9 protein-coding genes and 2 pseudogenes are annotated in these 12865 nt (G+C 67.1%); all 11 read right to left on the bottom strand.

What is annotated here, in order from left to right:
* Nucleotides 1–7: 7 nt before the first annotated feature.
* The gene (locus ACVWWN_RS15145) at nt 8–997 is read right to left on the bottom strand and encodes an NAD(P)-dependent alcohol dehydrogenase (RefSeq protein ID WP_457144634.1); all 990 of its coding nucleotides are present in this window, start codon (nt 995–997) and stop codon (nt 8–10) included.
* Nucleotides 998–1057: 60 nt separating this feature from the next.
* The gene (locus ACVWWN_RS15140) at nt 1058–2332 is read right to left on the bottom strand and encodes a cytochrome P450 (RefSeq protein ID WP_457144633.1); all 1275 of its coding nucleotides are present in this window, start codon (nt 2330–2332) and stop codon (nt 1058–1060) included.
* Nucleotides 2333–2355: 23 nt separating this feature from the next.
* Complete coding sequence (locus ACVWWN_RS15135; protein WP_457144632.1) at nt 2356–3759, bottom strand: NAD(P)/FAD-dependent oxidoreductase; 1404 nt, start codon at nt 3757–3759, stop codon at nt 2356–2358.
* The gene (locus ACVWWN_RS15130) at nt 3756–3971 is read right to left on the bottom strand and encodes a ferredoxin (RefSeq protein WP_457144631.1); all 216 of its coding nucleotides are present in this window, start codon (nt 3969–3971) and stop codon (nt 3756–3758) included. Before ACVWWN_RS15130 ends, ACVWWN_RS15135 begins: the two co-directional genes overlap by 4 nt.
* Before the next feature lie 128 nt (nt 3972–4099).
* A pseudogene (locus ACVWWN_RS15125) lies at nt 4100–4618 on the bottom strand (glycoside hydrolase family 15 protein).
* A 33-nt stretch (nt 4619–4651) separates the two neighbouring features.
* Nucleotides 4652–5144, bottom strand: a pseudogene (locus ACVWWN_RS15120) (beta-class carbonic anhydrase).
* Nucleotides 5145–5298: 154 nt separating this feature from the next.
* Nucleotides 5299–7266 (bottom strand): ArnT family glycosyltransferase, encoded by a 1968-nt coding sequence (locus ACVWWN_RS15115; RefSeq protein WP_457144630.1) that lies wholly within the window; start codon nt 7264–7266, stop codon nt 5299–5301.
* 28 nt (nt 7267–7294) lie between these two features.
* Nucleotides 7295–8569, bottom strand: a complete 1275-nt coding sequence (locus ACVWWN_RS15110) for a glycosyltransferase (protein WP_457144629.1) — start codon at nt 8567–8569, stop codon at nt 7295–7297.
* Between the two features lie 47 nt (nt 8570–8616).
* A complete protein-coding gene (locus tag ACVWWN_RS15105) occupies nt 8617–10473 on the bottom strand; it encodes an ArnT family glycosyltransferase (RefSeq protein WP_457144628.1) in 1857 nt (618 codons plus the stop codon).
* Nucleotides 10474–10496: 23 nt separating this feature from the next.
* Nucleotides 10497–12098 carry a sensor histidine kinase gene (locus ACVWWN_RS15100; RefSeq protein WP_457144627.1) on the bottom strand — a complete coding sequence of 534 codons (1602 nt, stop codon included), beginning with the start codon at nt 12096–12098 and terminating at the stop codon, nt 10497–10499.
* Nucleotides 12076–12780 carry a response regulator transcription factor gene (locus tag ACVWWN_RS15095; RefSeq protein ID WP_457149139.1) on the bottom strand — a complete coding sequence of 235 codons (705 nt, stop codon included), beginning with the start codon at nt 12778–12780 and terminating at the stop codon, nt 12076–12078. The genes ACVWWN_RS15100 and ACVWWN_RS15095 overlap by 23 nt, the downstream gene beginning before the upstream one ends.
* Nucleotides 12781–12865: the final 85 nt, after the last annotated feature.

Genomic DNA, 12865 nt, shown 5'->3' with positions numbered 1-12865 from the left:
CGGGCCGTTAGTCGTTCGGTGTAATGACGGCGCGTCCCTGGATCTTCCCCTCGTGGAGCAGGTGATACGCGTGCGCCGCATCGTCGAGGGCGAAGTGTTCGACGAGCATCCTGATCCTGCCGGTCTGGGCGAGGCTGATCACCTCGATCAACTCGGGGATGGTGCCCCAGAACGGCGACGCGACAGAACATTCCTTCGCCGGGCTGTTGAAGTTCACCGGAAGCGCGGCGTCGCCGAGCCCGACGATGGTGAGGTGCCCGAGTACCCTTGACACCTGAGCGGCCATCGCGAGTGTCGGACTGACCCCGACCAGATCCAGCACGAGTTCGGCACCGTGGCCCTTGGTGATGTCCTTGATTCTGGTGACCGCGTCGTCGCCGGAAATCAGTGCCTCGTCGGCGCCCATCGCCGTGGCGATGTCCAGCTTGTCAGCCGAAGTATCCACCGCGACTACGGTTGTCGCCGACGCCAACGCCTTGAGCACCTGGATGGCCATCTGCCCCAGACCGCCCGCGCCGATCACCACCGCCGTCGAGCCCGGCCCCAACAGGTGCAGCGATCGCTTCACGGCGTGGTAGCTGGTCAGCCCCGCGTCGGTTAGCGGGGCCGCCGCCCGCGGATCGAGGTCGCCCAACGGTATGAGATAGCGCGTTGACGGCACGAGGAAATACTCGGCCATGCCGCCGTCGGTACCACCGAGGCCGCCCGGACTGGGTTTTCCGGGCGTCTGGCAATAGTTCTCCATCCCCTGACGGCAATTCACGCACAGCCCGCAACCCCACGGGCCGTAGACGATAACGGGATCGCTGGGTGCGAAACCCGTTGCTCCCGCACCCATCGTCTCCACCCAACCGGCGTTCTCATGACCCAGGGTGAAGGGCAGCGTCATCGACTTCGATCCGGCGGGCGCCTCCAACAGATGGAGATCCGAATGGCAGGCACCGGCACCGCCGACCCTCAGCAGCACCTCCCCCGGCCCCGGCTCTGGTACCGGCACGTCCCGAAGTTGGCCCGGCTGTTGCCATTCGGCGAACTGGAAGGCCTTGATGACGCGGCCTCAGTCCGTGATCCGGTCGAACTCGACCTCGAGATGTAAGGGTCCGCGGAACACCTGGTTCACCCGGTAGGGCGGCGGGTCGACCATCAGTCGTGGGTTCTCGACGCGCCGCAGGAACGTCTCCAACGCGATGTTGACCTCCAGGCGTGCCAGTGGACCGCCTACGCAACTGTGTACCCCGCGGCCCCAACCCACGTGTTGGTTGTCCGGGCGCAGGATGTCGAACGTGTCCGGGTCGGGGAATCGCTTGGGATCGCGGTTGGCCGCGCCATACAGCAGGTGCACCGCCGAGCCCGCAGGGATGACGGTGCCGCCGACCTCGACGTCGGCGGTCACGCTTCGGCTGGGGAAGAACTGAACCGCGGACTGCAACCGCAGGACCTCTTCGATCGCCTTCGGGATCAGTTCGGGTTTCTCGCGGAGCAGGTCGAGCGACTCGGGGTTGCGCAGGAGGAGCAGCACACAATGCGCGATGGTGTTCACCGTCGAATCATGACCGGCGATCAGCAGCAGCTGCGCATTGGCCGCAGCCTCGGCGGGCGCCATCGCGCCGTCGGGGCCGTCCGTATCGCTCACCAACTTCGACAACACGTTGTCGCCGGGCTCCTTGACGAACCCCTCGATCAGTCCCGCCATGTATTTCTTCATTGCCGCCATGCTTTCGCGGCCCTTTTCCAGGCGTGCCTGCCCTTCTTCGGTGGCGGCGTCCGGTCCCAGGTCCGTGCCGGCCATGAAGTCGAAGATCCACTTATGGAAGGTGGGTTCGTCCTTCACCGGGACACCCAGGATCTGGCAGATCACTGCGACAGGCACCGGATAGGCATAATCGTCGACCACGTCGAAGATGTTGCCGCCCTTGGCTTTCACCTTGTCCAGCGAGTCGTTGCACAACGTCTGGATGTCGGCTGCCATGTTGGGAATGACGTCCGGGGAGTGCGGCGGCGCGAAGTGCCGCATGACCTGTCGACGCTGCCTGTCGTGGCTGGCAGGATCGGACACGATCATGCTCGCTTGCCGACCGTAGGCCTGCATGTGTTCGGCGCCGACATCGGGCGCATCGGCCGTCGGCTGGGCCGAGATGGGACTCTTCGAGATGTCGGAGCTGACGTGCGGGTCGTGCGCGAGCTGTAATAACTCGCGGTAGCCGGTGACGACGTAGACCTTGTCGGCCACCTGCACGACCGGCGTCATGCGAAGCTCGTCGAAGAATCGGTACGGGTCATGACGGTTCTCGTATCGCATCGCCTCGGTCCAGGCGGTTTCCGCGGTTGTCATCGGGGCTTTCCTTTTGGGGTGGGCTAGCGTTTTTTGGCGCGGAACTCGGCGCCGCGGGATGTCGGGTCGTGGCCGGTCAGTACGACGTCGGGAATCCCCGTCGGCTCGCGCGGATCCGGGAAGCGCGCCGACATCGGTTCGGAGTTCGCGGGCACGTCATACCCCGCCGGCGGGGGCGGGAAGGGCGCCGACTGTTCGATGAGCCTGCCGTAGTACTCCAGCCACTTGCCATGGTTGAAGGTGATGGCTCCGACGATGCGGCCCTTCTTGCCGAAGGCAGCGGCAAAACGGAGATCCTCGACCGAGCCCTGGGTGAACACGATCTCATCACCGAAGGAACACACGCCAACACCTTTGATGTTCACGCCGAACTGGCCGGACCAGAACTGCGGCAACGGAAGATGCGGACGCCGTCCTTTCTCGAGGTTGACCATGTTGTGTGCCGCGGTCTGGGCGCCCAATACCGCCGCATCTACGTGCTCGATCGCCATGAACTGATACTCGTAGAGAACGTGTGGCGCCCGCGCGATGTCGCCGGCGACGAAGATGTTGTCCGTGACCACGCCGTTCATGTCGAAGGCGCGGCACCCGGCGTCGCACGCCACCCCCCAGAACCCGCTCGCCAGCTCGGCCCCTTCGAGCCATTCAATATTGCGGACGGATCCCAGCGATGCCACCACCACATCGACGTCGAGCAGGGTCCCGTCCGACAACTGAGCCTGCCGGACGTGCCCGTCAGCATCACCTTTCAGCGCCTCCACCGCCACACCGGTGCGCAGGTCGACGCCGGCGTCGCGCTGCATCTTGGCGGCGATGTCGCCGATCACGCCGCCGAGAGGCCCAACCAGTGGTGCGCTGGAGCGTTCCGCGACCGTCACTTCCAATCCGAGATCACGACAGACCGAGGCCATCTCGGAGCCGATGAAGCCCGCGCCGACGATCAACACCCGCTTCGGCCTGGCCTTCAACGCCGCTTGCAACTCGGCCGCGTCATCGCTGGTCCGCAGCGTGTAAAGACCCTTCAGCTTGGCCTCTTCAGGGTTGAACCATGCTCGGGAACGGACGCCGGTCGCGATCAACAACCGGTCGTAGGGCACCTTGTCACCGTTGGCGAGCAACACCTCCCGCGCGTCGCGGTCCAATCCGGTGGCCGCCACGCCCAATCGCCAGTCCGCATTGACCTCCCGCAGGCGCGGCAGCTTGGTGTCACCCGCGGAGACCCATCCCTTGAGCACCTGCTTGGACAGCGGCGGCCGGTCGTACGGCTCGTGGACCTCGTCACCGATGATGGTCAGCGAGCCAGAGAACCCCTCATCGCGCAACGCCTCCGCGGCACGCAGCCCGGCCAGCGACGCTCCGACGATGACGATCCGACCCTCTGCCTTGAAGGTCCTGACGAGGTCGGCGACCAGCGGATGCGTCCTCACTTCGTCGTCCTGTCCGCTGGGGGGTCCATCTCCGCGATGATTGCCTGCACCGGGCAGGACGCCACGGCCCGGGCGACCTGCTGACGTTGCGAGTCATCGGGATTCGGGTCGTAGGCGAGCGCTTCCTCCCCTTGCAATTGGAGGACATCCGGCGCCAGCGGGACGCACTGTGCGTATCCCAGACATCGATTCAAATCCACGACAATTCGCATCGTTTCGGCTCCTTTTCAACCGACGCTGAGGGCTGGTCAGCGGAGCTCCCGAAATCGCACGGGAAGGGTGCCGACAGTACCGCTTATGCACCCGGAAGTGATCCTTTTGGCGGATTGTTGACCGGCGGTCAGGTCGGCGCGTTGGCTGGCAGAAACACCCCGGAGATATCCGCGTCTTCTTCGGCGCGGATGACATGCATCACGGCGTTGATCAACGCCAGGTGGGTGACGCCTGTGGAAGATTGCCCAGGTGCCGACCCGTGCGGGGCTCGATCTCCTCGACGTAGAGATGCAGTGCGCTGGCGAAGGACCGCAGCCGCTCGCACAGGTGCTTGGCCCCGTTGGACTCACCGATCTCCACCACGGGCGGAGACCAGCCAGAACGAGCAGATGGTGAAGGTGTCCTCCGCGCCGGAAAGGCCGTCGTCGGTCTTCTCCACGCGGTACCGCAGCGCGAGCCCCTTCTCGGTGAGCTTGTCGGCGATGGCCAGCACCGTCCCGCGTAGACGAGGGTCCTCTGCCGGCAGGAATCGGGTCAGCACCGCCGGCAGGCCGTTCTCATCGGCTGGCGTCGTCTGCTGCCGGACCATCTCGACATCATCGACCGGCCCACCATCACGCGCAGGCGCAGACCCGGTCCCGGCCAGTCGGCCGCCGAGGCCGGCAGGTGGCCGGGCTCGCTAGAGCGTGACTTCGTCGAGCTTTCCCGAGGCGACAGCGAAGAATGAATCCGCGCGCGGATTCGTGTTTCGTCACGAACGGACTGGCCCCGATGCGGCGCAGCGACTGACCCACGTCCGCCTCGAGGTCCGGAAACGCCTCGGCGGCCCATTCGGGCTTGATGCCGGTGTCCTGCTGGATCGACTTCTTGAAGTCGTCGTCGGTGAAGGTCAGCATGCCGCAGTCGGTGTGGTGGATCAGGATGATCTCTCTGGTCCCCAGCAGCCGTTGGCTGATGGCCAACGACCGGATCTCGTCGTCGGTGATGACGCCACCCGCATTCCGGATCACATGCGCCTCACCGGCGCCGAGTCCCAGGATCCGGTAGACGTCGAGCCGGGCGTCCATGCACGCGACGACGGCCACCTGCGTGCTCGGCGGCAACGGCAGCGGCCCGCTGAAACTCTTCGCGTACTCCCCGTTGTTCTTCAGGTACTCGTCGGTGACGGACACTCAGGCCGCCTCGCTCGGCGGCAAACGACCCGACGATAACAACACGTGCGGCCCGCGCCACGAGTCAGAATCAGCACGATCGGATGAGTGACGGCCGCCCTGCCCGGGGGTCAGCAGAGCGGCCGTCACGACTAGTCTCGCCAGCGCCGTCTGGTCAGCGGGATCCGGTCGCTGCGCTGAGGTCGTACACGGTGACGCCGCCGACGTCGATGGGCGCGAAGTTCTGTTGCACCCATTGCGTGATCTCGGCGCCTGGGCCGGAGCGGTGGCCGCCGGGGCCTCCCCTCTCGCCGGCGATGAAGTAACGCACCTGGCGGTCGCCCACGTACTGCTGGAACTGGGCGAGCGTCGGCGAGTTGTCCGAGCCGGTGAACCCGCCGATCGCCATGATCGAGGCACCCGTCTTCAGCTCAAGGCTGCTCGCCGTGAACGACCCCACTCCCGCTGCCGCCCAACGGTTGTCGACGCCTTGCACGAGCTGTTCCAGCGCAGCGTTGTCCGATCCGAAGCCGGGACCGCGCTTGCTGCCGCCTGGCGGGAAACCGCCGCCGGGCCCACCGGGACCGCCGAATCCGCCGGCGCGGGCCGGTCCCGACATCGTGCCCGGACCGCCATGTGGATGGATGACGTTGTAGATCGAGAACGCCGCCGGTGCGGCCAGCGCCAGAAGGACGGCCGCGACGGCCACCGCGCCGGTGACGCGGCCGAGCTTGTTCGCGCCGACGGCGATCACCGCAGCCACCAGGGCGGAGCCGATCACCACGACCCAGCGCAGCCAGGGATTCCACTCCGGCGTACGGTCCAGCAAGACGTAGGCCCACCCGCCCGTCACCGCGACCATCACGGCCAGCACGATCCGCGGCGTCAGGAATGCCTTGCCACGCCACAACTCTCGTGCCGAGATACCGACAAGCGCGGCGATCGCGGGCGCCAGGGCCACGGTGTAATAGGGATGCACCGTACCGTCCATGAAGCTGAAGACGGCGCCGGTCACCAGCAACCAGCCGCCCCAGAGCAGCAACCCGGCCCTGATCCCTGCGGTACGCGCGGTCCACCGGGTGAACCACAGACCCGCAAGCAGACCGATCAGTGCGGCGGGCAGCAACCACGACGCCTCCACACCCATCGACGGCCCGAACAGCCGGCCGATGCCGGCATTGCCGCCGAAGAACAAATTCGCCCCGCCGTGCCCACCCGGACCGCCGGAACCACCGAAGCCGCCGTCACCGTGACCGCCTTCACCACCGGTGATTCGTTCGATCCCGTTGTACCCGAACGCAAGTTGGAGCAGGCTGTTGTCGGTCGATCCGGCGATGTAGGGACGCGAACCGGCGGCCCACAGGCTGACCAGTGCCACATACCAGCCCGCGGACACGATCATCGCGGCGCCGCCGACGAGCAACTTCCGGATGCGCTGCCACAGCCCGATGGGTGCGGCCACCAGGAAGGCCAGCGCCAGGCCCGGGACGATCAGGAACGCCTGCAGCATCTTGGTGAGGAATGCCAAACCGATGGCGCATCCGACCAGGGCCATCCAACGGGCGCTTCCCGTCTCGATCGCCCGCACCATGAAGTACGCGGCGGCCACCAGCAGAAGAACCAACAGTGCGTCTGGATTGTTGAATCGGAACATCAGGGCCGCCACCGGTGTCAGCGCCAGGGCGGCGCCGGCGATCAGGGCTGCACCCGCGCCGCTGGTCCGGCGAACGGTGGCGTGCAGAAGCGCCACCGAGCCCACACCCATCAGCGCCTGAGGCAGCAGCATGGTGAATGCGGTGAAGCCGAACAGCCTGCCCGACAAGGCCATCACCCACATCGCCGCAGGCGGCTTGTCGACCGTGATGGCATTGCCGGGGTCCAGCGATCCGAACAGCCACGCCTTCACGTCCTGAGTGCCGGCCTGCGCGGCGGCGGCGTAGTAATCGTTGGCCCAGCCCGACGAACCGAGGCCCCAGAGGTAGAGGAGGGCGGTGAGCACCAACAGCATGAGCAGCGCCGGACGGGCCCAACGCGGCTGGGACCCGTCGCCCAAGAGCACGCGTTTCAGGCTGCCTTCGGACCGGCTCGGTGCATCGTGCGAGATCACCGTGGCCGGTGACGGCACGTCAACAGTGGTTGCCATCGAACATTTCCCTTGTCTCGGAGTCCGGTCATCGGGATCTGCGGGGGTGAAACACCCAGCCGCGCAACAACACGAAGCGGACGGCGGTGGCGACCAGATTCGCCAGCACCAGGACGCTGAGCTCCACCAAGTGGTGCGGTTGGGCGACGACGGCGTGCAGCACACCCAGCGCGCTGCTGGTGATCGCCAACGCGATCGCGAACACGATCAGACCCTCGACATGATGGCGGGTCACGCGCTCGCGTCCGCCGACACCGAAGGTGAACCGACGATTGGCCGCGGTGTTGCCGATGGCCGTGACGAGCAGCGCGATCAGATTCGCCGCCTGCGCCCCGGACCAGCCCTGCATCAGCATGAAAAGCACGACATAGGCCGCCGTCGAAACGACGCCGACCGCGCCGAACCGCACGACCTGACGGAACAGCGATCCGGGTGCCGCAGATAGCTGCGACGAAGCCAGTTGAGCGGCAATGGTGTTCACCGGGATCGACCCGTTGGCAAAGCCGCGCAGCAGCCGTCCGACGCCCTTCAGGTCGGCCGTCGCGGTGGCGAGGATGTCGACCCGGGTGTCGGCGTCGTCCACCCAGTCGACCGGCACCTCGTGGATACGCAGGCCGCTGCGCTCGGCGAGCACGAGCAACTCGGTGTCGAAGAACCACCCGGTGTCCGCGACGTGCGGGAGCAGTCGAGCGGCGACGTCGGCGCGGATCGCCTTGAAGCCGCACTGGGCATCGGAGAAGCGGGCGGAAAGAGCGGATTTGAGGATCAGGTTGTAGCAGCGGGAGATGATCTCCCTCTTGGGACCGCGCACCACCCGCGCGCCGCGACCGAGCCGGGTGCCGATCGCCAGGTCCGAGTGACCGGAGATGAGCGGTGCCACAAGGGGTGCCAGCGCCGCGAGATCGGTGGACAGATCGACATCCATGTACGCCAGCACGGGCGCATCGGAGGTGGACCACACGCTGTGCAGGGCGCGACCACGGCCCTTCTGCTCAAGCCGCACCACCCGCACGTCGGTGAGCTCGGCGGCGAGTCCGGCGGCGATCCGCGGCGTGTCGTCGATGCTCGCGTTGTCGGCGATCGTGATGCGGGCCGTGAACGGGAAATGCTCATGGAGGTGACGGTGCAGTCGATGGATGGAATCCGCGAGGTCGGCTTCCTCGTTGTACACGGGAACCACGACGTCGAGCACGGGCACGCCGGCGAGACGGGCGGCCACCACGGCGTTGGGGCGTGATTCGAAGTGGATCCGGCGACCCCAGTTGGCGTCACGTTCGAGAGCGATGTCTGTCATGACACCCATGTTCGGGGGCCAGGATATGTCCACCGTTGGGTGAAGCTATGCACAGCCTATGAATCCTTCGGCCGCTGCGTGAGGTCGTAGACGACCACGCGATCGACGGTCTGCGGCGCGTAGTGGGTCTCCACCCAATCGGCGATCTCGGTGGCGTCGGTGCTGCCGCCGGCAGCGCCGCCCCAGTGCCCGATCATGATCCTGCCGCGGATGAAGTAATGGATCTGCCGGTCGGTGACATACCGAATGAACTCAGCGAGGGTCGGCGAGGGATCGGTCCCGTTAAAGCCGCCGATCGCCATAATCGGTGCGCCGCTGGCTAATTGGTAGCCCGCCGCGTTGTTGGAGCCGATCACCGCAGCGGCCCACCTGTAGTCTGCGGATGCCAGGGTGGCCGACAGCACGGCTCCCGGGTCGGGCGAATCCAAGAGGCCGCCAGGCCCGGCGAAGCCACCGCCGGGGCCGTGCCGAGCCGGACCGACGGACGGAATCGCTCCGGCATGCGAGGTGGCGGCCGTCGCGACGGAATACGCCGCGGGCCCGGCCAGGCACGACACCACGGCCAGGACCGCCACGACGCGAGCGACCGGATCGGCCAACCGTCCGGCCACGAGCAGCAGCACGGCTGCCCCGACTCCCCCGACCGCGATGGCCGCGCGCAGCCACGGCATCCACGTACTGTCACGTGACAGCAGCACCGCGGCAAGGACACAAGTGACAGGCACGGCGCCCGACAGAGCCGTCGCGGCGCGAATGTCGGAACGTCCGCGCCACAGCAGGGTTGCGCCGATGCCGATCGCCGCGCCGATCGCCGGTGCGAGCGCCACCGTGTAGTAGGGATGCAGGATGCCGTTTGCGAAGCTGAACAGCACCGCGGTGATGGTCAGCCAGCCGCCCCACAGGATCAGCGCGGCGCGCGTCGAATCGGTGCGTGCCGCCCGGCGGGTGAGAATCAGGCCGGCCATCAGGCAGATCACGGCCGCGGGCAGCAACCAGGCGACGTCCATACCCATGCCGGAGCCGAAAAGCCTGCCCCACCCGACGTCGTAGTTCAGGTTTCCCAGCCCACCCGGCTCGTTGCCCGTCAACCGTCCGAAACCGTTGTAACCCAAGGCGAGTTCGATGATGCTGTCGTGTTGCGATCCGCCGATGTAGGGCCGCGATGAGGCGGGCCACAGCTCGACGAGCAGCAGGTACCAGCCGCCGGTCACAGCGACCGCCGCGGCGGCTGCCAGCAGGTCGACGAGTCGGCGGCGCATCGATCGGTGCCCTGCGATCAGGTATGCGGCCCCGAAGCCGGGCAGCACCAGGAAGGCCTGCAGCATCTTGGCGAGGAACCCGAAGCCCACCGCGGCACCGGCGGCGACCAACCACCAGCGGCTGCTGTCCGGTTCGCAGGCCCGTTGCACGCAGTACGCCGCCGCGACGAGAAGCAGCACCAGCAGCGCATCGGGATTGTTGAAGCGAAAGATCAACGCCGCCACCGGCGTCAGCGCAAATACCGCTCCCGCCAGGAACGCGGCGCCGGGTCCGGCCACTCGCCGGACGGCGGCGTAGAGCAGCGCCACGGCCGCGACTCCTTCCAGCGCCTGGGGCACCAGCACGCTCCACGGGTTCAGACCGAACAGCCGCACCGAGATGTCGATCACCCACAGCGCGGCGGGTGTCTTGTCGACGGTGATGGCGTTGGCCGGGTCGCTGGATCCGAACAGCATCGCGGTCCAGTTGCTCGCACCGGCCTGCGCCGCCGCGGAGTAGAAGGCGTTGGCCCATCCACTCGCCGACAGGTTCCACAGGTAGAGCACCGCGGTGGGGATAAGCAATCCGAGGACGGCAACAGGCTCGGCAAGCCTCCGGCGCGCCTTTGCCGCAGCGACAACCGCAATGCTCGGTTCCGCCGCTACGAGGGTCACCCGATCGATCTTGGCCTTCGCGGCTAGGCCCCGGATTTGGCCCCGCTGTGGCTTGGCTGTGAATTGCCCGGCAGCTTCACCACGAACTCCGTCTTGCCGGGGCTGCTCTGCACATCGATCGTGCCGTTGTGGGCCCTGACCACTGCGGCGACGATGGCCAAGCCGAGCCCGGTGCTGCCGCCGCGCCGGGAGCGCGACGAATCACCGCGGGCGAACCGCTCGAAGATCTCGGGCTGAAGCCACACCGGTATCCCCGGCCCGTCGTCGGAGACGGTGAGCGTCGCTGCGCCGCCGCCGCCGTCGTCGACGGCGAGCGAGGTGGTGACCGCGGTCCCCGGCGGCGTGTGGGTACGGGCGTTGGCGAGCAGATTGGCGAGCACCTGGTGCAGGCGCGGCTCGTCGCCGATCACGGTGACGGGCTCCTCGGGCAGGTCCAGCAACCAGTTGTGGTCGGGACCGGCGACGTGCGCATCGCTGACGGTGTCGACCACGAGCCTTGACAGGTCGACGGGCTCGCGCTCCAGCGGCCGGCCGGTGTCGAGCCGGGCGAGCAACAGCATGTCCTCGACCAGCCGTGTCATCCGCTCGGTCTCGGACTCCACCCGGCCCATCGCGTGAGCCACGTCGTCGGGGACGTCGTCGCGTTTCCGTTGGGCCAGCTCGGTGTAGCCGCGAATCGCGGCGAGTGGGGTGCGTAGCTCATGGCTGGCGTCGGCGACGAACTGGCGCACCCGCGTCTCGCTGGCATGACGCGCAGACAGTGCGCCCGCGATGCGATCGAGCATCCGGTTCAGGGCGGAGCCGAGCTGGCCGACCTCGGTGTGGGCGGCGATCGGATCGACCTTGACGATGGGTGTCGGCAGGTTCACCTCGCCGCGGTCGAGTTCGAGATCTGCCACCTGCCGCGCCGCGGCGGAAACCCGTGACAGGGGCGCGAGTTGGCGACGGATGATCAGGATACCGACGGTCGCCGCCGCTATCAGCGCGATCACTCCGACGACGCAGAACATCACCAGAACGGACAACAACGTGTCATCGACGTCGGAGGTCGGAATGCCCGTGACGATCGACTGACCCGGACCTCGAGCGTGATTCGCCAGTACGCGATAGCGGCCGAGTCCGTCGAGATCGACGGTCGTCGGATGCCGGTTTGGTGTAATCTTCGAAAGTTGTTCCGCAGCAACCGTACTGATGCCCTGGCGGGTGCCGTCGGCGGTGATGATGCCCGCGTCGACCGTGGTGCCGTGGGAGACGACGGCGCCGAGGGTGCGGCTGGCCTGTCCCGGGGCGTTCAGGAACTCCGGTCCCGGTCCCCGGTCGTCACGAAAGACCCGTCGCCGATACTCGGGCGCAGGTCCGAAGCCGGGCCCCGCAATCATCCCCGGCGGCGAAGGCGGTGGCCCGAACTCGAAGATCGCCGAGGAACGCCGACTCGTCTCGAACAGCTGGGTGTCCAGCTGATGCATCAGGAAACGTTGCAGCGCAAACTCGGTGGCGATGCCGATACCGGCACAGACCACCGCGAGCAGCGCCACCTGGGTGACCACCAACCGGGTCCGCAGCGACCACGCGCGAGGCGAACGCAGGCGCCTCGATCCAGGATCAGCGCGGGGGCTTGAGGACATACCCCGCACCACGCAACGTGTGGATCATCGGCTCGCGGCCGCTGTCGATCTTCTTGCGCAGGTATGACACATACAGCTCGACGATGTTCGACCGCCCGCCGAAGTCATAGCTCCACACGCGGTCGAGGATCTGCGCCTTGCTGAGCACCCGCTTGGAGTTGCGCATCATGAACCGGAGCAGTTCGAACTCCGTCGCCGTCAGCGTGATGACCTCACCGGCGCGGGTGACTTCATGGCTGTCCTCGTCGAGGACCAGGTCCCCGACGACGAGCTTTGCGCCGCCCGTTTCGCTCGTGACCCCGGTCCGGCGCAGCAGCGCACGCAGTCGCAGCACCACCTCTTCGAGGCTGAACGGCTTGGTGACGTAATCGTCGCCGCCGGCGGTCAGCCCGGCGATGCGGTCCTCGACGGAGTCTTTCGCGGTCAGCAGCAGCAGCGGCAGCCCCGGGATCTGCTCGCGGAGCCTGTGCAGCACATCCAAGCCGCTCATGTCGGGCAACATCACGTCGAGCACGACGACATCGGGCGGCGTCTCGCGCGCCAGTGCGATGGCGGTGGCTCCGTCACCTGCCGTCGCGATCTCCCACCCTTCGTACCTCAGCGCCATCGAGACGAGTTCGGCCAGGACGGGCTCGTCATCGACGACGAGGACGTGGATCGGATTGCCGTCAGCTCGGCGCATGACGACGCGGGCGGGCTCGTTGTCGTTGACGGCGGATCCTTGGGGACTGGCCACGGCACTCATTATTCGCGGCCGCCATGGGCGA

Source organism: Mycobacterium sp. URHB0021 (genome assembly GCF_054057895.1).
This window is presented reverse-complemented; position numbering and strand designations above follow the sequence as displayed.

Coding starts and splice junctions, on each gene's coding strand:
- ACVWWN_RS15140 (WP_457144633.1), bottom strand. CDS start 2,332: ATGACAACCGCGGAAACCGCCTGGACCGAGGCGATGCGATACGAGAAC.
- ACVWWN_RS15130 (WP_457144631.1), bottom strand. CDS start 3,971: ATGCGAATTGTCGTGGATTTGAATCGATGTCTGGGATACGCACAGTGC.
- ACVWWN_RS15115 (WP_457144630.1), bottom strand. CDS start 7,266: ATGGCAACCACTGTTGACGTGCCGTCACCGGCCACGGTGATCTCGCAC.
- ACVWWN_RS15110 (WP_457144629.1), bottom strand. CDS start 8,569: ATGGGTGTCATGACAGACATCGCTCTCGAACGTGACGCCAACTGGGGT.
- ACVWWN_RS15100 (WP_457144627.1), bottom strand. CDS start 12,098: ATGTCCTCAAGCCCCCGCGCTGATCCTGGATCGAGGCGCCTGCGTTCG.
- ACVWWN_RS15095 (WP_457149139.1), bottom strand. CDS start 12,780: ATGCGCCGAGCTGACGGCAATCCGATCCACGTCCTCGTCGTCGATGAC.